The organism is Streptomyces sp. TN58, assembly GCF_001941845.1.
Taxonomy (GTDB): domain Bacteria; phylum Actinomycetota; class Actinomycetes; order Streptomycetales; family Streptomycetaceae; genus Streptomyces.
The window spans coordinates 1453131-1478292 of record NZ_CP018870.1; the positions used below are offsets into that span (position 1 = coordinate 1453131).

Consider the following 25162-nt stretch of genomic DNA (forward strand, 5'->3'; position numbering starts at 1 on the left):
GGCCTCCGAGCGGAGTTGCCGAGCGGTGTCGCGGGTGCGACGAGTCCGTCTCACGTGCGCCTGCGCGACAACCAGTAAGCATTGTCGCGCCCGTTGGCGACCGTGGCGGCCATAACCACCACGGTCCTCTGTGGACTGCGCCACGTCGCGCGTCCAGGCCGTGTCGCGATGCCCGAAACGTCCGCGCAGTACGACGATCGGCCAGCCTACCCCGGCCCTCGTCTCAGCGGGTGACAGGGCGCTGAGCTGCCAGGAGGAACACCACGGAACGGTCCTGTTCGGCCCAGGTGCGGGGGTCGAGGCCGACGGCCTGGAGGAGGGCGCACTCGACGTCGTAACCGTGTTCGGTGAGTACGCGGCCGACGGCCTCCGCCTGGTCGCGTGTGGAGGCGTGGCTGACGATCCGTTCGGGTCGCCGTTCGGCGACGGCCGCGACGACCTCGGCGCCGCCCCCGCCGACGCGGACGACGTCGGGTTCGGGCAGGTTCTCCAGGACGTGCGGGGCGCGCCCGGCGACGAACTGCAGTTGCACTCCTCGCTTGCGGGCGGCGGCGGTGACCCGCTCGCGGGCCCCCGGGGCGGCGTCCACGGCGATGACGGCGGCGCCGAGGGCGGCCGCGTCCACGGCCACGGCACCGGATCCGGTGCCGATGTCCCAGACGAGGTCGCCGGTACGGGGGCCGAGCCGGGCGAGTTGGGCCGCGTGCAGCAGTGCCGACTCCCCCTCGCCCTCCCCCGCGCCGGGCTGCGGGCGGGCCCAGCCGCGGTCGGCCCCGAGGGCGGCGCTCTGGCCGAGCAGCCAGCCGGGCTCGGCGGCCTGGGTCTGGCCCGCGCCGCCGATGACGATGACGACGTTAGGGTCGCGCCAGCTGTGGTCGGCGGCCTTGTCCGAGGTGAGGACGCTCACCTGCTCGCGTTCCGTGCCCAGTTCCTCGCAGACGACGAAGGTGCGGTGGACCCCGTCGAGGAGGAGGGCGAGTTCGGCGGGGCCGGCGCCGGGCGAGGTGAGGACGGCGACCTTGGTGTGGGCGCGGCAGACGTTGACGGCGCGCCGCAGGGTGCGGGGGTGGGCGACGACCACCTGGGCGTCGTCCCAGGGCATGCCGGCGCGGGCGAAGGCCGCGGCGACGGAGGAGACGGCGGGGACGACCTCGACCTCCAGGCCGTGCTCCGGGGCGCGCAGGGTGCGTACGACACCGAAGAAGCCGGGGTCGCCGTCGGCGAAGACGACAGCGGTGCCGCGGTGGCCCGCGATGCGGCGGGCGGCCAGGCCCAGACTGCCGAGGCGGATGCGTTCGGCGGTGGGCGGGACTTCGGGGAGGGCGAGGTGGTGGGCGGCTCCGGCCACGAGGGTGGCGGCGGAGAGCGCGGACCGGGCGGCCGAGGTCAGGGGCGAACCGTCCCAGCCGATCACCGTGACCCGGTCGGCCATCGTCGTCTGTCTCCTGGTGTGGGGGGGAAGGGAGGGGCGCAGGGAGGGGCGGGCACGGCGAGACTACCCGGTCACCGGTTTACTTCCGGTCGGCACCGACGGGGTGGCCGTGCACGTCGGACCGGCGACCGGCGGCCGTGCCGTCCGGGTGGCCGCCGAGGGTGTCGCGGGTGTCGTTGCTGTCGTGGCTGTCGTGGCCCCGGTGGGCGTCGCTGCTTTCGTAGCTCTCGTAACCGTCGTAACCGTCGTAACCGTCGTATCCGCCGTAGCCGTCGGCTTCGTCGAGGTCCTCGGGCAGAAGGCTCCAGACGATGAGGTCGGTGCGGGTGTCGGCCCAGCCGCCGTCGGCGGTCTGCGTGCGCACCGTCCAGGCGTTGCGCAGGACGCCCTCGCTGATGCAGCCGATCTTCTGGGCCACCTGCTGGGAGGCGGTGTTGTCCGCGGCGGTGCGCAGTTCGAGGCGCTCGAACGCCTGCTCGCGGAAGAGCCATCGGGCGACGGCGAGGACGGACTCGCTGGCGTAGCCCTCGCCGCGGGCCCAGGGCGCCGTGAGGTACCCGACCTCGGTGGCTCGGGTGCGCCAGTTGGTGTTGCGGAGGTGGACGATGCCGACGAGGCGCTGGGTGAGGAACTCGGTGACGGCGAAGACGATCCCGCGGCCTTCGGCGCGTTCGGTGTGGGAGTCCCGGGTGGCCCAGGCGTGGGCGTCGGCCTGGGTGTAGGGGTACGGCGCGGAGGTCCAGGCGGTGATGTGCTCGTCGTTCATCATCTCGGCGAGCGCGGCGGCGTCCTCCTCCTCGAACGGGCGCAGCACCAGCCGGTCCGTGCTGATGGTGACGTCCGGGAAGGTGGTAGTCATGCGCAGCTCCATGCCTGAGAACGTGGTGCGACCGTGGTGCGATGTGACCGTGGGGGCGGGGCCGTTGGTGCGGGACCAGGTCCACGGGTCGTAGGCCACAGCATGCAGCATCGAACGGGGGATGTGCAGGGCCGGGTTGCCCGGGAGCGGGCAGGACTCGGCTTCGGGAGGGGCAGGATTCGGCCCCGCACGCCGAGGGGGGCGTGCGGGGCCGGGATGCATGACCGTCCGGGCCCGACGGGGTCGGGCGGCGGGGTCAGGCGGCGGGGGTGCCGAAGGCCGGGACGACCGAGCCCTGGTACTTCTCCTCGATGAACTTCTTGACGTCGTCGGAGTTCAGGAGCTTGGCGAGCTTCTGGACCCGCGGGTCGTCCTGGTTGCCGTCCTTGACCGCGAGGAAGTTGGCGTAGGGGTTGCCCTCGGCCTTCTCCAGGACGAGCGCGTCCTTGGCGGGTGCGAGGTCGGCCTCGATGGCGTAGTTGCCGTTGATCACCGCGGCGTCCACGTCGCCCAGGGCGCGCGGGACGGTGGCGGCCTCCAGCTCCTTGAACTCCAGGCCCTTCTTGTCGGTGATGTCGGACAGCTTGGCGCTGGTGCCGACGCCCTCCTTGAGGGTGATCAGGTTGTTCGCGGCCAGCAGCTGGAGTGCGCGGCCCTCGTTGGTGGTGTCGTTGGGGACGGCGATGGTCTGGCCGGCCTTGATGTCGGAGAGCGCCTTGACCTTCTTGGAGTAGAGGCCGAGGGGTTCCAGGTGCACGTTCACGACGGGGGCGACGTGGGTGTTGTTCTTCTTGTTGAAGTCGTCGAGGTACGGCTTGTGCTGGAAGTAGTTGCCGTCGACCTGGCCCTGCTCGGTGGCGGTGTTGGGCAAGACGTAGTCCGTGAACTCCTTGACCTCCAGCTTGAGGCCTTCCTTCGCCGCGAGCTTGTCCTTGACGAAGTTCAGGATGTCGGCGTGGGGGCTCGGGGAGGCCGCTATGACGAGCGGCTTGCTCTCGTCGGCCTTGCCGCCGTCGGCCTTGGCGGAGGACGGGTCCGAGGAGCTGCCGCAGGCGGTGAGGCCGAGGGTCAGCGCGGTGGCGGTGGCGGCGAGGGCGGTGAGCTTGGTGTTCTTACGCACGAAGAGTGCCTTTCTTGCTGCACAAGTACGGAGGACTTGCTGGTGGTGGCCCAAGCACGACAAGTGCGGGCTCTGTGGGGAAATCAGTGGGGGGGCGTTGCCCGTGCCGGCGGTCAGGCCGTCCGGCCGCGGCGGGACAGGAGGCGTACGACGCCGTCGCCGATCAGCTGGACGACGGTGACGAGGACGATGAGGACCACGACGGTGGCGACCATGAAGCCGGTCTCGAAGCGCTGGAAGCCGTAGGTGATGGCCTTGGAGCCGAGGCCTTCGCCGCCGACGGCGCCCGCCATGGCGGAGTAGCCGACGAGGGTGATGACGGTGGTGGTGACGCCGGCGACGAGCGAGGGCAGGGCCTGCGGCAGGAGGACCTTGCCGACCAGGGTCGGGATGCCGCCGCCCATGGACTCCACGGCCTCGATCAGGCCGTGGTCCACCTCGCGGACGGCTGTCTCGACGAGCCGGGCGAAGAAGGGGATGGCGCCGATGGCGAGCGGGACGATCATGGCGGTGGGGCCGATGAACGTGCCGACGACCGCGGTGGTGACCGGGATCAGGAAGATCAGCAGGATGATGAACGGCAGCGAGCGGCCTATGTTCACGATCACGCCGAGGACCTTGTTGAGCGGCTGGTTCTGCAGGAGGCCGCCCTTGTCGGTGAGGACCAGCAGGATGCCGATGGGCAGGCCGCCGAGCACGGTCACCAGGGTGGACCACAGCACCATGTAGAGGGTGTCGTAGGTGCCCTGGGTGAGCAGGGGCTGCATCTCGGACCAGGTCACTTGGCACCGTCCTTGGCCAGTTCGGTCAGTTCGGTCAGGCCGGTCAGCTCGGCCAGTTCGCCGTCGATCCCGTCGGCGTCGTCCACGACGTCGACCTGGAGGCCCTGCTCGCGCAGGAAGCCCACCGGCACGACGTTGTCCTCGTAGCGGCCGGGCAGTTCGATGCGCATGCGGCCGATGAGCCGGCCGGCGACGGTGTCCATCGCGGCGCCGAGGATCGAGATGTCGACGTTGTAGGTGCGCGAGAGCTGCGAGATGACCGGCTGGGCGGCGGCCTCGCCGTGGAAGGTGACGTCGACGACCGTGCGGTCGGGGCCGGAGGCGGCGCCGGTGACCGGGAACAGCTCGCCGGCGAGCTCGGAGCCGGGGGTGGCGAGCAGTTCGGCGACGGTGCCCGACTCGACGATCCGGCCCTTCTTCATCAGGGCGGCCGAGTCGCAGACGGTCTTGACGACGTCCATCTCGTGGGTGATGAGCAGCACGGTGAGGCCGAGCTGCTCGTTGAGGTCGCGCAGCAGCTTGAGGATGGAGCGGGTGGTCTCGGGGTCGAGGGCGCTGGTGGCCTCGTCGGAGAGCAGCACCTTGGGGTCGCCGGCCAGGGCGCGGGCGATGCCGACGCGCTGCTTCTGGCCGCCGGAGAGCTGGGTGGGGTAGGCCTTGGCCTTGTCGGCGAGGCCGACGAGGTCGAGGAGTTCCAGGGCCTTGCGGGAGCGCTCGCGGCCGGAGACGCCGAGGATCTCCAGGGGCAGCTCGACGTTGGCCTGGACGGTGCGCGAGGACAGCAGGTTGAAGTGCTGGAAGACCATGCCGATACGGCTGCGGGCCTCGCGCAGTTCGCGGCCGGCGCGGCGGCCGCGGCCGGCGAGCGCGGTGAGGTCGACGCCGTCGACGTGCACGGTGCCGGTGGTGGGGCGCTCCAGCAGGTTCACGCAGCGGATCAGGGAGGACTTCCCGGCGCCGCTCTGGCCGATGACTCCGTAGACCTCGCCCTCGCGGACGTGGAGGTCGACGCCGTCCAGGGCGGTGACCTCGCGGCCACGGGACTGGTAGACCTTCGTGAGGCCCGATGTGGTGATCACAGGATTTCCGTCGCTGTCGAGTGCGCGGCGCAGCGGGGTGCCGGGCACGGGGCAAACATCTGGGACGCGATACGGGACGAACCGTCGGAAAACGATGGCTTCGACGCGTGCGCGGGGCATGAGTGGGCCGTACTGCCATCAGCTGGTGACGTCACGGCGCGGCCGGTCTCGCTTCGGGGCGCGAGGCTCAGGAAGGGGCCCTCAGAAGGCGCACATTCGACACATACAACGAGCACCGGGCGTCATCGTCGCCTCGGTCGCAAGGGTGCGGCTGCTCGTCGTGGTCATGGGCCCCAGTAAAGCAGACGTATCCCGTCACCGATCAAAACTGTCCGGATAGCGGACGACTTTCGGCCGCATACCGGACAACACCGGTCACCGGGGACCTGTCGTCCCACCCTGCCGCCCGCGCCGCTGACCTGCGCCGACGCGCTCCCCGAGGGCCTCGGCGGGGGCTCTGCGGGAGCCGTCGACCGGGCCCTCTCCCGGGCCCCCTGTGGTCAAGACCACGGTCGGGCGGGGGTACGGGCAGGGGCCGCGCGCATCGGGTCTTTCGACCCGTAATACCCTCGCTGCATGCTCGACGCCCTGACGGTCGCCATCGGCGTGGCCGCCCTCGCCCTCGCCGCCTGGTGCGGTTTCGCCGCGCTGCGGGACCAGCCGACCAAGGACTGGCACTTCATCGGCATGGCCGTCGTGACCGTGCTGGTCCTGGCGCAGCTGGTGATCGGCCTGGTCCAGCTGGCCAGGGGCGAGAAGCCCGACGAGGGCTCGGTGATCTTCGTGGCGTACCTGTTCGGCGCCTTCGCCGCGGTACCGGCCGCCGGGCTGCTCTCGCTGACCGAGCGGACCAAGTGGGGGTCGGTCACGGTGGCCGCCGGCGCGGTCGTCCTCGCCGTCCTTGAAGTCCGGCTCTACGACATCTGGGGAACCACCGGTGCCTGACGCTGAGACGACGACCGCCACCCCCGCCGGGCGCAAGCGCCTGGTCTCCGGCCCCGGGCTGCTGCTGGTGTGGCTGTACGGGGTGATGGTCGTGGGCGCGGTCTCGCGTTCGGCCTTCCAGATCTCGACCGAGTTCGGCCGCGCGCCGCTGGCGTACTCGCTGTCCGCGGTGGCTGCGTTGGCCTACGCCTTCATCACCTATTCACTGGTGCGCGGCGGCGAGGCTGCGCGCAGGGCGGCGCTGGTGTGCTGCGCCGCGGAGCTCGCGGGCGTGCTGGCCGTGGGCACGTGGACCGTGCTGCGCCCGGACTCCTTCCCCGACACGACCGTCTGGTCGCAGTTCGGGATGGGCTACCTGTTCATCCCGGTGATCCTGCCGATCACCGGGATGCTCTGGCTGCGCAAGCGCTGAGCCGGGCGCCGACTCAGGCGCTGACCGTGAAGTCGGTCGGGTCCTTGGCTTCCTTCTCCAGGATCACCAGCTGCACCCCGTCGGACGCCGTGCGCCCGCCGACCTTGACGTATCCGGCCTTGCGGTAGAGGCGCAGGTTGGACTCGCTCTTGTGGCCCGTGTGCAGGCGGAAGCGGGTGGTGTTGCCGGGGCCCGCGAGGGCCTGCTCGACGGCGCGCAGCAGGCGGGCGCCGAGTCCGTGCCCCTGCAGGCGCGGGTGGACGCAGAGCTTGGCGATCTTGGCGGTGCCCTCCTCGTCCACGCTGCCGCGCACGGTGCCGACGATCTCGTCGCCGAGCCGGGCCACCAGGACGGTGTCGGCCGCGAGCTCTGCCTTGAGGGAGTCCAGGGACTGGGTGAGCGGCTGGATGAGGTAGTTGCCGTACAGCTCGGCCTCGCGCTGGAAGGCCAGGTACTGCAGTTTGAAGATCTGCTCGGCGTCTTCGGCGACCGCCGCCGAAATGGTCACGCTCATGCCCATGTGCGCATGCCTCCAGCTCACCTGGTAGCCCGTTGGTCTACCGCTCCATTCCCCGAAGGCCAGGAGCCGCAACCTCTGCCGCGAGCATTCTGCGCAGACATCCCAGGCAACGGGAACGCACGGGCCCTAAACTTCCTTGTGAGATACCCAACTCTCCTGCGATTTCACGGTATGTGAGGTCTCTGGGCGAAAGAAGTGCCCTCATGAGCTCGGGGCAGCGGCCGGGCAACCGGGCGACCGCCGACCGGAGGGCGCGGTTGTCCTCCCCGTGCATGAGCGCGTCTTCAGGTTCTCGCTCTGGCCCTGGCCCGGCTCCGGGCCCGCCGGCGGTGCCGGCCCGCGGACGGTGGTCGTCCACGCGGTGCCGCCGCTGGTCGTAGGGGATCTCGCGGCGGGCGCGGCGGCGGGCGAGCCGGGCCTCGGCCCGGACCGCGCGGCGCAGCCAGCGGGCCGGCTCGGCCGGGTCGGCGGGGTCGGGTGCGTGTCGGCCGCTCTCCAGCAGCCTGACCCATACGGCTTGTTCGAGGTCGGCGGCGTCCACTCCGGCGCCCGGGGCCTCCGCCGCGGCCTCCGCGGAGAGCAGCGGGCCCAGTTCGGTGACGACGAGGTCGGGGTCCTTCAGCAGGTCCATGCCGAGCGGGACGAGTGGGTCGCGCCCGCCGGTTTCCCAGGCGGGCGCGACCCACTCGTTCGGGAAGCGGCGCTCAGCCGTTGACGGGGCGTCGGCCGGGGCGGAAGGCTTCGGCGGCGAGCATCCCGGTGTCCGGATTGTCGGTGAAGATCCCGTCGATGCCCTGTTCGAAGTAGGTGCGGAAGGCGCCGAGGGCGTCCCCGTACGCGGCCGGATCCGTACCCCTGCGGTACTCGGCGGGCAGGAAGCTGTTCTCGTTGCGGGCGGTGTAGGGGTGCAGCAGCAGTCCGCGGGCGTGGGCGTCCTTCACCAGGGTGGTCGGAGCGCCGAGCCGGCCGGCCGCGTCACGCGGGAGGATGAGGTCCATGGTGGGGCCGATGCCCTGCGCGAAGCCCGCGATCCACGTGAGGCCGTCGGGCTTGACCAGGTCGGCGACCGTCCGCGGGTCCCCGGCCTGTTCGAAGTCCCAGGGGCGGGTGTCGGCCGCGGAGAGCAGGACCACGCGGGGCGCGGAGACCAGCCGGGAGAGCCGCCGGATGCTGGAGGGTTCGAAGGACTGGAGGAAGACGGCGCCGTCGCGGCCGTCGCGGCGGTACCGGCGCAGCAGCCGGGCGAGGGGCTCCTCCAGGCCGAGGCCCAGGGCGCGGAAGTAGCTGGGGTGCTTGGTCTCGACGTGCAGCCGGACCCTCTCGCCGCGCCGCCTGCCCTCGCGGTCGGCCCAGCGGAGCACTTCTTCGAAGGTGGGGACCGCCCACTGGCCGTCGTAGAGCGTGTTGCGCTGGCGGACGGCGGGGATACGTTCCTTCGCACGCAGCGTCTTCAGTTCGGCGAGGGTGAAGTCCTCGGTGAACCAGCCGGTGACCGGGACTCCGTCGACGGACTTGGTGGTGCGCCGGGAGGCGAACTCGCGGTGGTCGGCGACATCGGTGGTCCCGCCGATCTCGTTCTCGTGGCGGCACACCAGGTGTCCGTCCCGGGTGGGGACCAGGTCCTGCTCGACGATGTCCGCCCCCAGGTCCAGGGCCAGCTGGTAGGAGCCGAGCGTGTGCTCCGGCCGGTAGCCGGCGGCACCGCGGTGGCCGATGACCGCGGGGTACGGGAGGTTCCGGAAGCCGCCCGCGCCGCCGCGCCCGCCTTCGCCCCGGCCTTCGTCGCCGCCTTCGCCCCGGCCTTGGTCGCCGCCGGAGGCGGCGGCCGGTCCCGCCGAGACGGAGGTGATCCCGGCCCCGGCCGCCATCACGGCCGCCCCCAGTACCGTGCGCCGCGCTGCCCCGCCCTGCGTCATGAGTGCCACTCCTCGTCGTGAAGGTCGTGAAGGTCGTGAAGGTCGTGAAGGTCGTGATGGGCGTGCCGATGGTAGGCAAACGGGGGTGGCTCCAGGGGGTGCCTCGGAGGCACATCCGGGGAACTTGGCGAAAACGCGCGTCAACAATCCGTATCCGACACGTGAACCCGATGTGCGCTCGGAGCTGACCCGCGAGTATCGTCCTCACCTGCGCTACCGCCGAGTGGTGGGTGCGCGAGCCGCTTTTCGATGCCGGAGGGCCCACGTTGTTCCGTACGAAGCTCATCAAAGCCACTGTCGGTCCGGTCATGCGCACGATGTTCCGCACCCGTGTGGAGGGCATCGAGAACATCCCCGGTTCCGGACCGGTGATCCTGGCGGGCAACCACCTCACCTTCATCGACTCCATGATCCTTCCCCTGGTGTGCGACCGCACGGTCCACTTCATCGGCAAGGACGAGTACGTGACCGGCAAGGGGCTCAAGGGCCGGCTCATGGCCTGGTTCTTCACCGGCTCCGGCATGATCCCCGTCGACCGTGACGGTGCCAACGGCGGCGTCGCGGCCCTGATGACCGGCCGCCGGATCCTCGAAGAGGGCAAGATCTTCGGCATCTACCCCGAGGGCACCCGCTCCCCCGACGGCCGGCTGTACCGCGGCCGCACCGGCATCGCCCGCCTCACCCTGATGACCGGCGCGCCGGTGGTGCCGTTCGCGATGATCGGCACCGACAAGCTCCAGCCCGGCGGCGCCGGCATGCCGCGACCGGGCCGGGTCACCGTCCGCTTCGGCGAGCCGATGGAGTTCTCCCGCTACGAGGGCATGGACCGCGACCGGTACGTGCTGCGCGCCGTCACCGACTCGGTGATGGCCGAGGTCATGCGGCTCTCCGGCCAGGAGTACGTCGACATGTACGCGACGAAGGCGAAGGCCGCCTGACGCGGCCCCGCTACTGGCGCCTCAGTGACCGGCTGACGCCCGCCGCCGTGGTGGTGGCGAGGATCCAGCCGGTCACGATGAGCAGGTACGACAGCCACTGGTGCCAGCCGGCCGGAGCGAAGGCCTGCTCCTGGCCGAAACCGATGATCGGCAGCATCAGGTCGATGGTGTAGAAGACCGCGTTGAAGTCCGGCGCCTCGCCCTGCTTGAGGGGGCGCGGCTCCTCCAGCGCGAACGCGACCGCCCCGGTGAGCAGCAGCGCCGTCAGCCAGCCCGCCGCGCGCAGCGGCCGGAAGCCGTAGCCGACCGTGCCGTCCTGGAGCAGCCCCCACAGGCGGGCGTGCCGGGGCAGTGTGCGGCGGTGCCTGCGCAGCTTGGCGAGCTGGACGGTACGGGCGGCGGCCTCGTCGCCCGCGGTGCGGTAGGCGGCGGCGAGCTGTTCGTACGGGTACGGGAGGTAGCCGGGCTCGCCGGTCTCCAGTGCGGCCAGCCGGTCCTCGGCGGGCAGGTGCGGGTCCAGTGCGCGGTAGGTGAGGCCGTCGAGGCGCAGCGGGTCCCGCCAGGTGCCGGGCCGCATGTTCAGCAGGTCGAACTGTGAGCGCCGCAGGTTCACGGTGCCCCGCACGTCCTCGCAGGCGGGCAGCCACATCTCGCCGACGGTGCAGCTGGAGGCGCGCAGGGCGACGCCGCCCGGGTTGTCGAGGACGGCGTGCGCGAGGTTGAGGCGGCCCGGTACGCGTGAGCCGGTGAGGTTGAGGCGGCCCTGGGTCCGGGCACGCGCGGCGTGGAGGTTGGTCCCGACCGTCAGGGTCTCGGCCTGGAGGGCGGTGCCGTCCGGGGCGAGAAGGCGGGCGTTGTCGAGGTTGACCTGGCCGCCGACGACGGCGCCGTTGAGGCGCAGCTGGCCGTGGACGGTGAGGTCGTTGGCGATGATGTCGGTGCCGATCTCCACGTGGTTGAGCTGGAGCGGCGGTTCCTCCCCCTCCTCGCCCGTCACGGGGCCGACCACCGCGCCCTGGAGGAAGAGGCCGCCGGATATTCTGGCGCCCTGGAGTCGGACGGGCCCGCTGATCCGGCAGCAGGAGAGCCGCAGCACGACGTCGACGCGCAGGGTGGCCGCGGTGAGGCCCGGCAGGGTGGAGTAGCCGAGGACGAGGGCCTTCAGCTGTGCCCCGTACAGGAGCGGTGTGCGTTCGAACCAGCAGTCGCGCATCCGGATCGGGTGGTCGACCACCGCGTAGCGCAGGTCCAGCTTCCCGACGATCCGGGCGCCCTTGATCTTGAGTCCGGCGACCCGGCCGTCCGCTGCGGGCGCGGCGCCCAGCAGGATCGCGCGCAGCACCTCGGCGCGCAGGGTGCGCTCCGGTCCCCAGCCGGCTCCGTCGACGGAGCTGTCGTCGGGGTGCTCCCGGAAGTCGACGCCGTCGCCGCGCGGGAAGGCGTCCCAGACGCGGCGCTCGGCCGGGGTCAGATCGTTGATCTCCATCGCGGGGATGGTGTCCCGGGGGCGACGGGCTGTCAAATCCGTCCGGGACACCGCCGCTTGGGCGGGTCAGTGCTCGATGCCCTCCTGGAGCCGCTGGCCCCGGAGCAGGAACCAGGCGGCCGCCGCGGTGGCCAGGAGTACGGCCGCACCGACGCCGGAGGCGAGGCGCAGACCGTCGACGAAGGCGTCCTGGGCGGCGCCGACCATGTGGGCGGCGGTGTCCGGGTCCAGCGTCTTGGCCGCCTCCACGGCTCCGCCGAGGGATTCGTGCGCGGCGTCGGCGACCGGTCCCGCGACGGTGGCCGGGGCGGTGAAGCCCTGGTAGACGCCGGTGACGATGGAGCCGAGCAGGGCGATGCCGAGGGCGGCGCCGAGTTCGTACGCGGTCTCGGAGACGGCGGAGGCCGAACCGGCCTGCTCCTTGGGGACGCTGGAGAGGATGACGTCGGCGGTGACGGTGAAGGAGAAGCCGGCGCCGAGGCCGACGACGAGCAGGGCCGCGCCGAGCAGCGGGTAGCCGCTCTCCTTGTGGACCAGGGTCAGGACGGCGAGGGCGGCGCCGATGGCGGCGAGGCCGCCGGTCACGACGGAGCGCACCGAGTACCGGCGGGCGTACCTGCCCGCGACCAGGCCGGTGACCACCGCGCCGATGGCGGCCGGCAGTTCGGCCAGGCCGGCCTCCAGCGGGCCGCGGCCCTGGACGAGCTGGAGGAACTGGGAGAGGAAGAAGACCAGACCGGACAGGCCGAAGACGGTGAGCAGGTCGGCGAGGACCGCGCCGGAGAAGCCGCGGTGCCGGAAGAGCCGCATGTCGAGCAGCGGGGACGGCAGGGTGAACTGGCGGCGGACGAAGGCGTACAGGGCGCCTGCACCGAGGCCCGCGGCGACCGCGACCTCCCAGGTCATGCCGTGCGTGGCGGCTTCCTTGATGGCGTAGACCACGCCGATGACGCCGACGAGGGAGAGGCCCACGCTGAGCAGGTCCCAGGGGCCGGCGACGGGGTTCTTGGACTCGGGAAGGAGCTTGATTCCGACGACGACCAGGGCGATCATCACGGGGAGGTTGATGAGGAAGACCGAGCCCCACCAGAAGTGCTGGAGCAGGGCTCCGCCGACGACCGGGCCGACGGCCGCGCCGGCGGAGGCGGTGGCGCCCCAGATGCCGATGGCGAGGCTGCGCTCGCGGGGGTCGGTGAAGATGTTGCGGATCAGCGCGAGGGTGGACGGCATCAGGGTGGCGCCGGCCACGCCGAGCAGGGCTCGGGCGACGATCATCATCTCGGGGCTGGTGGCGTAGGCGTTCAGCACCGAGACGGCGCCGAAGGCGGTGGCGCCGGCGAGGAGGAGCTTCTTGCGGCCTATGCGGTCGCCGAGGGAGCCCATGGAGACCAGGAGTCCGGCGATGACGAAGGAGTAGATGTCGCCGATCCACAGCAGCTGGGTGCCGGACGGCTTGAGGTCTTCGCTGAGGGAGGGGGTGGCGAGGCCGAGGACCGTGGCGTCGACCGCGACCAGCAGGACGGCCAGGACGAGCACGGAGAGCGCCAGCCAGCGGCCGCGGCTCTTCTCCTCCACCCCCGTCTGACGTATCAGCTGTTCGGTACGGCTCATTTCTCCACACTCCGTCGGGCGCCACCGAGCAGCAGCTCGGTGATCATGTACTGGAAGTCCTTGGCGGCGACCCGGCCGTCCATGACGGCCCAGGCGCAGCTGCCGATGAGGCCGTAGAGGGCCTCGGTGAGCCATGCGGGGCTCAGGTCGATCCGGATGTCGCCCTGCTCCTGGCCGCGCCGGAAGAGGGCGGTGACGCGGGCGTCGAGGCGGGCCCAGCCCTCGTTGACCTCGTCGCCTTCGAAGAGCTGGTTCTCGGTGACGAGGAAGGCCAGCAGTTCGGCGTTGGGCTCGGCCTCGGCGACGAGGCGTCTGAGTGCTTCCACCGCGGTGCCCTCGTCGAGGCGGGCGTTGTCGAACGCCTTCTCGAACTCCCGGATGCCGAGGTCTTCGAGGGCGCGTACCAGTGCGTCACGTCCGGCGAAGTGCCGGTGGAGGGTCGCGCGCCCGATTCCGGCGGCGCGGGCGACCTCGTCCATCGTGGCGGTCGATTTACGGGAGAGCAGGGCGGCCGCGTCGCGGAGCACCTGGTCACGATCCATGGCCATGAGACAAGCGTACACCGATTGAGACGCCAGTGTCTCATTCTGGAGGAAAATGAGCCGCCGCAGGGCGGTGGAAAGGCGATCCTGCCCCCATGAAGCCACTGCTGCTGATCGACGTCGACGGACCGCTGAACCCCTACGCCGCCCAGGCGCAGCGCCGCCCCGAGGGGTACTCCACCCACCGGATGCGGCCCACCGGCTGGACGCGGAAGGAGAGCGCGAAGCCGCTGCGCGTCTGGCTGAACCACGGGCACGGCGCGGAGCTGCTCGCGCTCGCGGACGCGTACGAGCTGGTCTGGGCGACGACCTGGAAGGACGAGGCCAACGACTGGATAGGCCCACACCTGGGCCTGCCCCGGCTCCCCTACATCGACTGGCCGGCGATGCACGGCCGGGCGCCGCGCGGCACCTTCTGGAAGACGCAGTACATCCTGGAGTACGCGGGCGAGCGGCCCTTCGCCTGGGTCGACGACGACATCACCGCGATGGACCGCGAGTACGTCGACCAGCTCCATCCGGCGCCCGCGCTGCTGCTGCGCGTCGACGAGCGGATCGGCCTGGTCCGCCGCGACTTCGACGCCCTGGCCGACTGGGCGGCGTGACCGCGGGCGGGGAGCGGCCGCCGCGGGGCGGAGGTTTTGATCATGGTCCGGCCGGGACTTAGCATGCACATGCCCCCCGCATGCCTCCCATACCGTACCGACGAAAGCCGCCCATGCGCCTTCAGCGGATCATCGCCGCGACCGCCACCCTCGGATGCCTCGCCACTCTCGCCGCGTGCAAGGAGGGCGGGCAGTCGGCCGCCCCGGCCTCATCCGCGTCCACGTCTGCCGCCGCGGCCGCCGATGAGGGCCCGCTCGCCGAGGCGCAGCGGTACCTGCGGCAGTTCGCCAACTGCGACGACCTGAGCGACAAGCCCGACGACCCCAGAATGCCCGCGGGCGACTTCCCCAAGGCCGGGCAGTGGTCGGTCAAGGAGGTGGGCGTCTGCAGCGACAAGGTCCGGCAGGGCGAGATCGTCATCGCCGTCCCCGGGGACATGAAGCAGTTCCAGGAGCGGTACAAGGGCTACGTCCTGGACAGGGTCCGCGGCGGTGACGGCGCGTACGGGCTGGAGAGCCGGGTCCTGGTCGGCAAGGGCTTCGTCGCGTTCCCGACCGCCACCAAGACGGCAGTCGCGCTGGTCCGCTCCGACCTGCGGGTCCTGACGTGCAACCCGACCGGTCTGGTCCCCGAGGGCTACAAGCGGGAGAAGCCGCTGGTGGAGCACTGCATCCTCAGCGACTTCGTGAACTCCGAGGACGGGTCGGGCAGTCCGAACCTCCAGACGCCCCAGGACCCGGGCAAGGGCGAGAAGGCGGGCCAGCCGACGACGGGCAGCCTGGGACTCCCGCGCGCCGGCAGCATGGCAGAGCTGCGCACGCTCGTGGGCAGCAGCCTCGACTGCGAGAAGCACTTCTCGACCGACCCCGACACCGTCGCGATCGAGTCGATCGACTACGCACCGGTCGTGGAGGGCAGCGGCCTGGGCTGGGGCGTGACCGGCCGCGCCCTGTGCGGGCAGCCCGCGGCGGGGCAGCGCGCCCGTGACCTGAGCTGGCTGGACACCGTCGGGGACATGAAGCTGCTCCAGACCAAGGCGAAGGCCGCGCAGCTGGCGGACTACAAGGACGACGGCAAGCTGAGGCAGACCGCGAGCCGGCTGCTCGTCGGGGAGAACATCGCCGTCGAGACCAACAGCCCGTCGTCCCGGCACGGCCTCTACCAGTTGCAGTTCCTGTACCTGAACTGCATCCCCGGCTTCTCCGCGCCGTCGGGGTACCGGCTGGAGAAGGCCCAGGTCGAGGGCTGCGTCCTGACCAACTACGAGCCGGACCACCCGCTCGGCTGAGCCGGCCGGGGCCGGAGGCGGCCTCGGAAGCGATGCCGTCGGACGCGGACGCGCCGGAGGGGCGGCCGGGGCGCTGTGCTCCGGCCGCCCCTCCGGGCATTCCGCCGCGTGCGGACGTACAGGCCCCCTGTCCCGTCCGGGTCCGGCGGGCGTGCGGGCCGCAGGGCGGCGGTGGCAGTGGGGACGGCTACTGCTTGTGGACGGCCCAGGCGTGCTGGATGACCAGGTCGGCCTTGAGCTCGGTGAGCTGCGCCGCGACCGCCGACGGGGCGGTGCCGCCGCGGCCGTTGCGGGAGGCGAGCGCGCCCTTGACGTTGAGGACGGTGCGGACCTCGGGGGTCAGGTGCTCGGAGATCTTCGCGAACTGCTCGTCCGTGAGCTCGTCCAGCTCGATGCCGAGCCCCTCGCACTCCTTGACGCACTCGCCGGCCACCTCGTGCGCCACCCGGAAGGGGACGCCCTGCTTGACCAGCCACTCCGCGATGTCGGTGGCGAGCGAGAAGCCGGCCGGGGCCAGCTCCTCCATCCGCTCCCGGTTGACGGTGAGCGTGGCCATCATGCCGGTGAAGGCCGGCAGCAGGACCTCAAGGGTGTCGCAGGAGTCGAAGACCGGCTCCTTGTCCTCCTGGAGGTCCCGGTTGTAGGCCAGCGGCAGCGCCTTGAGGGTCGCGAGCAGGCCCGTCAGGTTGCCGATGAGACGGCCGGACTTGCCGCGCGCCAGCTCCGCGATGTCCGGGTTCTTCTTCTGCGGCATGATCGAGGAGCCGGTGGAGAAGGCGTCGTGCAGCGTCACGAAGGAGAACTCCTTCGTGTTCCAGATGATGATCTCCTCCGCGATCCGGGACAGGTTGATCCCGATCATCGCCGTGACGAAGGCGAACTCGGCGACGAAGTCCCGCGAGGCCGTGCCGTCGATGGAGTTGCCCACCGAGCCGCGCTCGAAGCCCAGTTCGGCGGCGACCGCCTCCGGGTCCAGGCCCAGCGAGGAGCCGGCGAGCGCGCCGGAGCCGTACGGCGAGACCGCGGTCCGCGTGTCCCACTGGCGCAGCCGCTCCGCGTCCCGGGACAGGGCCTGCACGTGGGCCAGTACGTGGTGCGCGAAGAGCACCGGCTGCGCGTGCTGGAGGTGGGTGCGGCCCGGCATCGCCACGTCGGCGTGACTCTCCGCGAGGCCGACCAGCGCGTCCTGCAGGTCGGCGATCAGGCCGCCGATGATGCGGGCGTGGTCGCGCAGGTACATACGGAAGAGGGTGGCGACCTGGTCGTTGCGCGACCGGCCGGCCCGCAGCTTGCCGCCCAGTTCCGCACCGAGGCGCTCCAGCAGGCCCCGCTCCAGGGCGGTGTGCACGTCCTCGTCGGCGATGGTGCCGGTGAAGGAGCCGTCGGCGACGTCGGCCTCCAGCCGGTCCAGGCCGGCGATCATGCGTTCCAGCTCGTCGGCCGTGAGCAGGCCCGCCGTGTGCAGCACGCGGGCGTGGGCGCGCGAGCCGGCGATGTCGTACGGGGCGAGGCGCCAGTCGAAGTGGACCGACGCGGACAGCTTCGCGAGGGCCTCGGCGGGGCCGTCGGCGAACCGGCCGCCCCAGAGCCGGACGTCACCAGCGTTGTTGCTGCTCACAGCTACTGCTCCTCAAGACTGCATGTATGGATGTGCAACGGCCTCCCCGCCGCGGAGGTAACGGGGAGGCCGTCTTCGTGCGGTCGGCCCGGGTGGGATCAGGCCGGTTCGCGCTTGGCACCGCGCGGGCGCAGGGCGAGGGCGCCGATGCGGCCCCGCGCCGCGGAAGCACCCAACGACAGGCATAACTATGCACTGTCCCGTATGTTTCGTCAATCAAGTCAGGTGCCACCTGCCTGATCCGCCTTGCGACCGCCCTCTCGGATGGCGGCCCGTACGCCGTCATCCGACGGCGCGCGACCTTGGTGACGGATCCCGACGGCCTGCCTGCGATGCCCACGCCCCTTCCGCACGTACCGTCTGACGTGTGCTGCGTACCGCTCTCGTCACCGGCTCGCTTGTCGTCACCGTGCTGCTCCCGCAGGGGGCCGCGCCCGCCACCGGGCCGCTGCCCGCCCGTCTCGCCGACACCGGCGGCGGCAGTCAGCTGATCACCGCCGTCGCGCCGTCGCCCGGATCCACGACCGGCCGCCTGACCTGGTGGGACCGGCGGGCCGGACGCTGGTACGAGGCCGGGAGCGCGCCCGCCCGCTTCGGGGCCAACGGCCTCACCGAGGGCACGACCCGTACGCAGGGCACCAGCACCACTCCGACCGGCCTGTACGAGCTGCCGTACGCCTTCGGGATCCGGCGGGCGCCGGCCGGGACGGCGTACGGCTACCGGCGGGTGACCGCGGACTCCTGGTGGTGCCAGGACAACGCCTCGGCCGCGTACAACCGCTGGGTGGAGCCGCTGCCCGCGGACTGCGCGCCGGGAGAGGCCGAGCACCTGGTCACCTACGAGAAGCAGTACGCGCACGCGCTGCTGATCGCCTTCAACTACGACCGTCCGGTGCGCGGCCGGGGGGCCGGGATCTTCCTGCACGTCAACGGCAAGGGGGCGACGGCCGGTTGCGTGTCGGTGCCCGAGCGGAACATGCGGGAGATCCTGCGCTGGGCGGACCCCGTCCGACGACCGCACATCGCGATCGGCACCCAGGACGGGCCGCTCGCCGTGACCCGCTATTAAGGCCCGTCCTCGTCCTCTTCGGCGGCCCGGTACGCGTAGGCGTCCTCCCACCAGACCTTGTCGTCCAGCCACTCGTCGGCCTCGTCCTCGTTCTCGGGGACGACCGTGTCGGCGCCGCGCCATCTGTACCGCTCGCCGAGGCTGCGCAGCACGAGCGTGCGCCGCTCCTCGTCCAGCGCGCCGAAGGCCGGGTGCGGCACGGCGCGGGCCAGGTCGCCCAGCGGGTCGCCGCAATCCGTCCGTTCCCGGACCTCCCGGCCGGCCCGTTCGGCGAACGCCAGGGCCACCAGGCCGCAGGCGGCCACCACGGCGCAGGCCCACTGCCAGGGGCCCTGCGGCCACTCGAACACCAGCAGGACGCCCACCACACTCCAGGACATCATCACGAAGACGATGCCCAGGCAGGCGCAGCAGTCCAGCAGTTGGTTGCTCTTGTCGTGCGGCAGCCGGGGCAGCTCGGGCAGCAGAGTGTCCTGTTCGGCCCGGTACACGCCGCTCCGCCGCCGGTGTTCCTCGTCGTTCCAGTCGATCCAGCCGAGGGACACGGGCTCGGGATCGTGTCGGCGCACGGCCTCCAGCAGGGCGGTGGGCAGCGGGTGGGCGGGGGTCCGGGCGTGGTCGCGGCCCTGCTCCGTGAGGAACACGGCGCCCTCGGCGTCGATCCTGAGGTGCCCGGCGAGGACGAGTTCGGCGGCTGCCGCCTCGATCGCCTCGTTCCGCAACAGGGCGGCGTGGTAGGGCTCCAGGTCGATCGTGGCGACGAGCCGGAGGACCTCGCGACGGATCCGGGTCCGGCGCCGCCACCGCAGGCCGATGGGCACGTACACGGCGACGGCCATGGCGGACGCCCACAGGGCGAGGACGAGTCGGAGCACCGCCCGAGGCTACGTCGGCGAACAGCGGTGGGGCACCGGGGTTTCCCGGCGCCCCGGTGTCAGGGCGCGGCACGCCGCCCCCACCACGCCCCGCCAGCCCACGCGCTCCGCTCAGCCCGCGCGCCTGCTCCGCCCCGCTCAGCCCTCCTTCTGCGCCAGCCTCAGGAGGTGGTCGGCGAGGGCCTGGCCGCCCGCCGGGTCGCGGCTGATCAGCATCAGGGTGTCGTCGCCGGCGATGGTGCCCAGGATCTCCCGGAGCTCGGCCTGGTCGATGGCGGAGGCGAGGAACTGCGCGGCGCCCGGCGGGGTGCGCAGGACCACGAGGTTCGCGGAGGCCTCCGCCGAGATGAGCAGTTCACCGGAGAGGCGCCGCATGCGCTCCTCCTTCGCGGACTCGCCGAGCGGGGCCTGCGGGGTGCGGAAGCCGCCCTCGCTGGGCACCGCGTAGATCAGCTCGCCGCCCGTGTTGCGGATCTTCACCGCGCCCAGCTCGTCGAGGTCGCGGGAGAGCGTCGCCTGGGTGACGCTGAGCCCGTCGTCGGCGAGCAGCTTCGCCAGCTGGCTCTGGGAGCGGACCGGCTGCCGGTTGAGGATGTCCACGATCCGGCGGTGACGCGCCGTGCGGGTCTGCGGGACGGCCTGCCCGCCGTGCTCGTTGTCCTGCGCCTGGCTCATCGTCGTCTCATTCTCCGGATCCGTCCCCGTGGGCTGCGTCGAGGATGCCGGGCAGCGCCCGGACGAACGCGTCCGCCTCGGCCTCGGTGAGTACGTACGGGGGCATGAGCCGTACGACGTCGGGGGCGGGCGCGTTGACCAGGAAGCCGGCGTCCTGGGCCGCTTGGAGCACCTGGGGTGCGAGCGGCTCGGTCAGCACGATACCCAGGAGCAGGCCGGCTCCCCTGACGTGGGATACCAGAGGGTGCCCCGCGGACTCGATCCCCGAACGCAGCCGCTCCCCGCGGGCCTTGACCCGGTCGAGCAGGTCGTCGGCGGCGATGGTGTCGATGACGGCGAGCCCGGCGGCGCAGGCGACCGGGTTCCCGCCGAAGGTGGTGCCGTGCTGGCCGGGCCGGAGCAGGTCGGCGGTGGGCCCGAAGGCGACGACGGCGCCGATCGGGAGGCCGCCGCCGAGCCCCTTGGCGAGGGTGACGATGTCGGGCTCGACGCCTTCGTGGGCCTGGTGCTCGAACCACTGGCCGCAGCGGCCGATGCCGGTCTGGACCTCGTCGAGGACGAGCAGGGTGCCGGTGGCCCGGGTGATCTCGCGGGCGGCCGTGAGATATCCGGCGGGGGGCACGACCACGCCGTTCTCGCCCTGGATCGGCTCGATGACGACGAGCGCGGTCTCCTCGGTGACGGCGGCCCGCAGGGCCTCCACGTCGCCGTACGGGACGTGGGTGACGTCGCCCGGCAGCGGCAGGAAGGGCTCCTGCTTCTTCGGCTGGCCGGTGAGCGCGAGGGCGCCCATGGTCCGGCCGTGGAAGCCGCCGCCGGTGGCGACCATGTGCGTACGTCCGGTCAGCCGGCCGATCTTGAAGGCGGCCTCGATGCTCTCGGCGCCGGAGTTGCAGAAGAAGACCTTGCCGGGGCGGCCGAAGAGCTGGAGGAGCCGCTCGCCGAGCGCGATGACCGGCTCGGAGGCGTAGAGGTTGGAGACGTGGCCGAGCGTGGAGATCTGCCCGGTCACGGCCGACACGATCGCCGGGTGGGCGTGGCCGAGCGCGTTGACGGCGATGCCGCCGACGAAGTCGGTGTACTGCTTGCCGTCGGCGTCCCAGACCTGGGCGCCCTGGCCGCGTACGAGGGCGAGGGCGGGCGTGCCGTAGTTGTCGGTCAGCGCGCCCCGCCACCGCGCGCCGTACTCCTGGTTGCCGGTGCCCTGCGTCATGCTGCTCCCCCTGGCTGCTGGTCGGGCACGACCATCGTGCCGATGCCGGAGTCGGTGAAGATCTCCAGCAGGATCGAGTGCGGAACGCGCCCGTCGAGGACGCGGGCGGTGCCGACGCCGCCGCGTACGGCGTGCAGGCAGCCCTCCATCTTGGGCACCATGCCGCTGGACAGCTCGGGCAGCAGCTTCTCCAGCTCGCTGACGGTGAGCCGGCTGATGACCTCGTCGCTGTGCGGCCAGTCGGCGTAGAGGCCCTCGACGTCGGTGAGGACCATCAGCGTCTCGGCGCCGAGGGAGGCCGCGAGGGCCGCGGCCGCCGTGTCGGCGTTGACGTTGTAGACGTGGTGGTCGTCGGCGCTGCGGGCGATGGAGGAGATGACCGGGATCCGGCCGTCGGCCAGCAGCGCCTCGATTGCGCCGGTGTCGACGTCGGTGATCTCGCCGACCCGGCCGATGTCGACGAGCTCGCCGTCGATCTCGGGGCTGTGTTTGGTCGCGGTGATGGTGCGGGCGTCCTCGCCGGTCATGCCGACGGCGAGCGGCCCGTGCTGGTTGAGCAGCCCGACCAGTTCGCGCTGGACCTGGCCCGCCAGGACCATCCGTACGACGTCCATGGCCTCCGGGGTCGTCACGCGCAGGCCGGCCTTGAACTCGCTGACCAGGCCCTGCTTGTCGAGCTGGGCGTTGATCTGCGGGCCGCCGCCGTGCACGACGACGGGCTTGAGGCCGGCCTGGTGCAGGAAGACGACGTCCTGGGCGAAGGCGGCCTTGAGGTCCTCGTCGATCATGGCGTTGCCGCCGAACTTGATGACGACGACCTTGCCGTTGTGGCGCCGGAGCCAGGGCAGGGCCTCGATGAGGATCTGTGCCTTGGGCAGGGCGGTGTGCTTGCGGGCGGTGCCGGGCTGGCCGGCCTTCTCGTCGCTCATGAGGAGTAGGCGCTGTTCTCGTGGACGTAGTCGGCGGTCAGGTCGTTGGCCCAGATGACGGCGGACTCGCCGCCGGTGGACAGGTCCGCGGTGATGCGGACCTCGCGGTCCTTCATCGACACCAGGTCGCGGTCCTCGCCGACCGAGCCGTTCTTGCAGACCCACACGCCGTTGATGGCGACGTTCAGCCGGTCCGGGTCGAAGGCGGCCTTGGTGGTTCCGATCGCGGACAGCACGCGGCCCCAGTTGGGGTCCTCGCCGTGGATGGCGCACTTGAGCAGGTTGTTGCGGGCGATGGAGCGGCCGACCTCGACCGCGTCGTCCTCGCTGGCCGCGCCGATGACCTCGATGCGGATGTCCTTGCTGGCGCCCTCGGCGTCGCCGATCAGCTGGCGGGCCAGGTCGTCGCAGACCGTGCGTACGGCCTCGGCGAAGTCCGCTTGGGCGGGCGTACGGCCGGAAGCCCCGGAGGCGAGGAGCAGCACCGTGTCGTTGGTGGACATGCAGCCGTCGGAGTCGACCCGGTCGAAGGTGGTGCGGGTGGCGGAGCGCAGCGCCTCGTCGAGGGCGGGGGCGTCCACGTCGGCGTCGGTGGTGAGGACGACGAGCATGGTGGCCAGGCCCGGGGCGAGCATGCCGGCGCCCTTGGCCATGCCGCCGACGGTCCAGCCGTCCTGGGACACGGCTGCCGTCTTGTGCACGGTGTCGGTGGTCTTGATGGCGACGGCGGCGGCCTCGCCGCCGTCCTCGGAGAGGGCCGCGGCGGCGGTCTCGATGCCGGGGAGCAGCTTGTCCATGGGGAGCAGGACGCCGATCAGGCCGGTGGAGGCGACCGCGACCTCGCCGGCGTTGTGCTCGCCGAGACCGTGTGCGGCGAGGGTCGAGGCGACCTTCTCGGCGGTGGCGTGGGTGTCCTGGAAGCCCTTGGGGCCGGTGCAGGCGTTGGCCCCGCCGGAGTTGAGGACGACGGCGCTGACGGTGCCGCCGCGCAGGACCTGTTCGGACCAGTGGACGGGCGCGGCCTTGACGCGGTTGGAGGTGAAGACGCCCGCGGCGGCGAGGCGCGGCCCGTTGTTGACCACGAGGGCCAGGTCCGGATTGCCGTTGGCCTTGATCCCGGCGGCGATGCCCGCCGCCGTGAATCCCTGTGCAGCCGTAACCGTCACGGCGCGACTCCAATCGTCGAAAGCCCGAGCTGTTCGGGGAGCCCGAGGGCGATGTTCATGCTCTGCACCGCGCCGCCGGCGGTGCCCTTGGTGAGGTTGTCGATGGCGCTGACGGCGATGATCCGCCGGGCGGACTCGTCGTAGGCGACCTGGACGTGCACGGCGTTGGAGCCGTGGACGGACTTGGTGGACGGCATCCGGCCCTCGGGCAGCAGGTGCACGAAGGGCTCGTCGGCGTATGCCTTCTCGTACGCGGCGCGCAGGGATTCCGCGGTGGTGCCGGGCAGGGCCTTGGCCGAGCAGGTGGCGAGGATGCCGCGGGCCATGGGCACGAGGGTCGGTGTGAAGGAGACGCAGACGCGCTCGCCCGCGAGCGGGCTGAGGTTCTGCACCATCTCGGGCGTGTGCCGGTGGCCGCCGCCGACGCCGTACGGGGTCACGTTGCCCATGACCTCGGCGCCGAGCAGGTGCGGCTTGAGCGCCTTGCCCGCGCCGGAGGTGCCGGTGGCGGCGACGATCACGGCCTCGGGCTCGGCGAGCCGGGCCTGGTAGGCGGGGTAGAGCGCGAGGGAGACCGCGGTGGGGAAGCAGCCGGGGACGGCGATCCGCTTGGCGCCTTCCAGTGCGGTGCGGCCGCCGGGCAGCTCGGGGAGGCCGTAGGGCCAGGTCCCGGCGTGCGGGGCGCCGTAGAAGGCGTCCCAGTCGGCGGCGTCCTTGAGGCGGTGGTCGGCGCCCATGTCGACGACGAGGACATCGTCGCCGAGCTGCGCGGCGACGGCGGCGGACTGGCCGTGCGGGAGGGCGAGGAAGACCACGTCGTGCCCGGCGAGCACCTCGGGGGTGGTGGCCTCCAGGGTGCGGCCCGCCAGCGGCACGAGGTGCGGCTGCAGGGAGCCGAGGAGCTGCCCGGCGTTGGAGTTGCCGGTGAGGGCGCCGATCTCCACCTCGGGGTGCGAGAGCAGCAGGCGCAGGACCTCTCCACCCGCGTACCCGCTCGCTCCGGCCACCGCTACACGTACCGCCATCGGACCCTCCTCATCGATGGCATGACTATACGTACGTCCGCACTTTTATGCAACGCACGGCTCGGGTACGGCGGCCGTTCGCGGGTGGCGCTCCGCCGATCTGATGGTGACGGGCAGCGTCATGGGTTTCCTCATCACTCCACAGCGTGGCCGATGAGTTTCTGGCTCCCGACCGGTCCAAGCTCGTGACACCCCAGGAAAGGACACCGCTATGTCGGAGCTTCTCGTCGACTTCATCACCTCCCTCGACGGCTACGCCTCGGGAGAGGGATGGCCCGGATTCTGGGGCCTCGAAGGCCCGGAGTACCTCGCATGGCTCGGCGAGCAGCCGAAGGCCACCTACCTGATGGGAGCGAACACCTACCGCCTGATGTCGGGCTTTGCCGCGGGCGAGGTCCCCAAGGGCCAAGACGAGTTCAGGCCCGAAGAAGAAGCGTCCGTCGACGAGCTCACGCAAGCGTCCAAGATGGTGTTCTCCTCATCGCTCAAGGAGCCACTGGCGTGGGCCAACTCCACGCTCGTCCGCGACGACGCCGTCGAGGCGGTCCGCGCCATGAAGTCGAGTGGCTCGGGGCTCCTCAGCACGATCGGCAGCCTCAGCCTGTGCCGGTCCCTGCTACGAGCCGGTCTCGTCGACCGCTTCCGGGTCGTGATGTTCCCGGTGATCACCGGGGCGACGGGCGAGGAACGCATCTACGACGGCTATCCGGACGTTGCCCTCGAAATGATCGAGCACCGCACCTTCGACGGCCGCATCCAACTGGTCGAGTACAAGCCCCGTGTGCTTGAGCACCCGCCGCTCGGCGTCCCTGCGTGACTCGCCCCGTCCGCCGGTCCGGACGGCCGCCAGGCCGGCGCCGACGGGTGCGGAGCAAGCCCTCATAGGGGCCGGCCAACGTCAGCACGCCCGGTGCACCTGGCCCGGAGCCGTCACAGGAGGCCCCCTGTAGGCCCTCCCAGGCCGCAGTCTCCGCAAAGGTCCACTTCCGGATACGGACGCGCCGCTGGCCGCTTCCCTGGGCAGAGGCTCGCGAGCCGCGCGCTCTCCATGGCCGA

General features: G+C 71.7%; 24 protein-coding genes and 1 pseudogene. 7 read left to right on the forward strand and 18 right to left on the reverse strand.

Features of this window, described 5'->3' with window-relative positions; genetic code table 11:
- Positions 1-223: 223 nt before the first annotated feature.
- The 5 genes and pseudogenes from cbiE to BSL84_RS06645 form a co-directional block, all read right to left on the reverse strand.
- Positions 224-1432 carry a precorrin-6y C5,15-methyltransferase (decarboxylating) subunit CbiE gene (cbiE, locus tag BSL84_RS06625; RefSeq protein WP_045323936.1) on the reverse strand — a complete coding sequence of 403 codons (1209 nt, stop codon included), beginning with the start codon at positions 1430-1432 and terminating at the stop codon, positions 224-226.
- 238 nt (positions 1433-1670) lie between these two features.
- A pseudogene (locus BSL84_RS06630) lies at positions 1671-2291 on the reverse strand (GNAT family N-acetyltransferase); the annotation flags it as partial.
- A 256-nt stretch (positions 2292-2547) separates the two neighbouring features.
- Positions 2548-3411 (reverse strand): MetQ/NlpA family ABC transporter substrate-binding protein, encoded by an 864-nt coding sequence (locus BSL84_RS06635; protein WP_030028484.1) that lies wholly within the window; start codon positions 3409-3411, stop codon positions 2548-2550.
- A 113-nt stretch (positions 3412-3524) separates the two neighbouring features.
- Positions 3525-4193: a methionine ABC transporter permease gene (locus BSL84_RS06640; RefSeq protein ID WP_030028485.1), complete on the reverse strand. Its 669-nt coding sequence runs from the start codon at positions 4191-4193 to the stop codon at positions 3525-3527.
- Positions 4190-5272, reverse strand: a complete 1083-nt coding sequence (locus BSL84_RS06645) for a methionine ABC transporter ATP-binding protein (protein WP_030028486.1) — start codon at positions 5270-5272, stop codon at positions 4190-4192. The genes BSL84_RS06640 and BSL84_RS06645 overlap by 4 nt, the downstream gene beginning before the upstream one ends.
- A gap of 576 nt (positions 5273-5848) precedes the next feature.
- On the opposite strand from BSL84_RS06645, the gene BSL84_RS06650 reads away from it, so the two are divergent.
- Positions 5849-6217, forward strand: a complete 369-nt coding sequence (locus BSL84_RS06650; RefSeq protein WP_030028487.1) for a hypothetical protein — start codon at positions 5849-5851, stop codon at positions 6215-6217.
- Positions 6210-6629, forward strand: a complete 420-nt coding sequence (locus BSL84_RS06655; RefSeq protein WP_030028488.1) for a hypothetical protein — start codon at positions 6210-6212, stop codon at positions 6627-6629. The genes BSL84_RS06650 and BSL84_RS06655 overlap by 8 nt, the downstream gene beginning before the upstream one ends.
- A 13-nt stretch (positions 6630-6642) precedes the next feature.
- On the opposite strand, the gene BSL84_RS06660 is transcribed toward BSL84_RS06655, so the two are convergent.
- The 3 genes from BSL84_RS06660 to BSL84_RS06670 all read right to left on the reverse strand — a co-directional run bounded on the left by BSL84_RS06660 (position 6643) and on the right by BSL84_RS06670 (position 9065).
- Positions 6643-7149: a GNAT family N-acetyltransferase gene (locus BSL84_RS06660; protein WP_075969999.1), complete on the reverse strand. Its 507-nt coding sequence runs from the start codon at positions 7147-7149 to the stop codon at positions 6643-6645.
- Positions 7150-7186: 37 nt separating this feature from the next.
- Positions 7187-7780, reverse strand: coding sequence for an RNA polymerase sigma factor (locus BSL84_RS06665; RefSeq protein WP_075970000.1), 594 nt, complete (start codon positions 7778-7780; stop codon positions 7187-7189).
- A 73-nt stretch (positions 7781-7853) separates the two neighbouring features.
- Positions 7854-9065: a glycerophosphodiester phosphodiesterase gene (locus tag BSL84_RS06670; RefSeq protein WP_075970001.1), complete on the reverse strand. Its 1212-nt coding sequence runs from the start codon at positions 9063-9065 to the stop codon at positions 7854-7856.
- 308 nt (positions 9066-9373) lie between these two features.
- Here BSL84_RS06670 and BSL84_RS06675 point away from each other — a divergent pair, with 308 nt between their 5' ends.
- Entirely contained in the window at positions 9374-10003 is a 630-nt protein-coding gene (locus BSL84_RS06675) for a lysophospholipid acyltransferase family protein (RefSeq protein WP_075971995.1), read from the forward strand.
- 10 nt (positions 10004-10013) lie between these two features.
- Here BSL84_RS06675 and BSL84_RS06680 read toward each other — a convergent pair whose 3' ends face one another.
- The 3 genes from BSL84_RS06680 to BSL84_RS06690 form a co-directional block, all read right to left on the reverse strand.
- The gene (locus BSL84_RS06680; protein ID WP_075970002.1) at positions 10014-11489 is read right to left on the reverse strand and encodes a membrane-associated oxidoreductase; all 1476 of its coding nucleotides are present in this window, start codon (positions 11487-11489) and stop codon (positions 10014-10016) included.
- A 66-nt stretch (positions 11490-11555) separates the two neighbouring features.
- Positions 11556-13100 (reverse strand): MFS transporter, encoded by a 1545-nt coding sequence (locus tag BSL84_RS06685; protein WP_075970003.1) that lies wholly within the window; start codon positions 13098-13100, stop codon positions 11556-11558.
- The gene (locus BSL84_RS06690; RefSeq protein WP_030028424.1) at positions 13097-13648 is read right to left on the reverse strand and encodes a TetR/AcrR family transcriptional regulator; all 552 of its coding nucleotides are present in this window, start codon (positions 13646-13648) and stop codon (positions 13097-13099) included. Before BSL84_RS06690 ends, BSL84_RS06685 begins: the two co-directional genes overlap by 4 nt.
- 89 nt (positions 13649-13737) lie before the next feature.
- Here BSL84_RS06690 and BSL84_RS06695 point away from each other — a divergent pair, with 89 nt between their 5' ends.
- Both BSL84_RS06695 and BSL84_RS06700 read left to right on the forward strand, forming a co-directional pair.
- Entirely contained in the window at positions 13738-14247 is a 510-nt protein-coding gene (locus tag BSL84_RS06695; protein WP_030028425.1) for an HAD domain-containing protein, read from the forward strand.
- 113 nt (positions 14248-14360) lie between these two features.
- On the forward strand, positions 14361-15536 hold the full coding sequence (locus BSL84_RS06700; RefSeq protein WP_030028426.1) for a hypothetical protein: 1176 nt from the start codon (positions 14361-14363) through the stop codon (positions 15534-15536).
- Between the two features lie 187 nt (positions 15537-15723).
- Here the strand turns inward: BSL84_RS06700 and argH are convergent, their stop codons facing one another.
- Positions 15724-17154, reverse strand: coding sequence for an argininosuccinate lyase (gene argH / locus BSL84_RS06705; RefSeq protein WP_045323929.1), 1431 nt, complete (start codon positions 17152-17154; stop codon positions 15724-15726).
- A 370-nt stretch (positions 17155-17524) separates the two neighbouring features.
- Between argH and BSL84_RS06710 the strand changes: the two genes are divergently transcribed.
- Complete coding sequence (locus tag BSL84_RS06710) at positions 17525-18223, forward strand: L,D-transpeptidase family protein (protein ID WP_075971996.1); 699 nt, start codon at positions 17525-17527, stop codon at positions 18221-18223.
- Here the strand turns inward: BSL84_RS06710 and BSL84_RS06715 are convergent.
- The 6 genes from BSL84_RS06715 to argC all read right to left on the reverse strand — a co-directional run bounded on the left by BSL84_RS06715 (position 18220) and on the right by argC (position 24106).
- The gene (locus BSL84_RS06715) at positions 18220-19098 is read right to left on the reverse strand and encodes a hypothetical protein (RefSeq protein WP_075970004.1); all 879 of its coding nucleotides are present in this window, start codon (positions 19096-19098) and stop codon (positions 18220-18222) included. The genes BSL84_RS06710 and BSL84_RS06715 overlap by 4 nt on opposite strands.
- A 138-nt stretch (positions 19099-19236) precedes the next feature.
- Positions 19237-19773: an arginine repressor gene (locus tag BSL84_RS06720; protein WP_030027366.1), complete on the reverse strand. Its 537-nt coding sequence runs from the start codon at positions 19771-19773 to the stop codon at positions 19237-19239.
- A 7-nt stretch (positions 19774-19780) separates the two neighbouring features.
- Positions 19781-20986, reverse strand: coding sequence for an acetylornithine transaminase (locus tag BSL84_RS06725; RefSeq protein WP_030027364.1), 1206 nt, complete (start codon positions 20984-20986; stop codon positions 19781-19783).
- Positions 20983-21915, reverse strand: a complete 933-nt coding sequence (gene argB, locus BSL84_RS06730) for an acetylglutamate kinase (protein WP_030027362.1) — start codon at positions 21913-21915, stop codon at positions 20983-20985. The genes BSL84_RS06725 and argB overlap by 4 nt, the downstream gene beginning before the upstream one ends.
- Entirely contained in the window at positions 21912-23081 is a 1170-nt protein-coding gene (gene argJ / locus BSL84_RS06735) for a bifunctional glutamate N-acetyltransferase/amino-acid acetyltransferase ArgJ (protein ID WP_030027360.1), read from the reverse strand. Before argJ ends, argB begins: the two co-directional genes overlap by 4 nt.
- On the reverse strand, positions 23078-24106 hold the full coding sequence (argC, locus tag BSL84_RS06740; protein ID WP_045323922.1) for an N-acetyl-gamma-glutamyl-phosphate reductase: 1029 nt from the start codon (positions 24104-24106) through the stop codon (positions 23078-23080). Before argC ends, argJ begins: the two co-directional genes overlap by 4 nt.
- A gap of 211 nt (positions 24107-24317) precedes the next feature.
- Between argC and BSL84_RS06745 the strand changes: the two genes are divergently transcribed.
- Positions 24318-24923: a dihydrofolate reductase family protein gene (locus tag BSL84_RS06745; protein ID WP_075970005.1), complete on the forward strand. Its 606-nt coding sequence runs from the start codon at positions 24318-24320 to the stop codon at positions 24921-24923.
- The last annotated feature ends 239 nt before the right edge of the window (positions 24924-25162 follow it).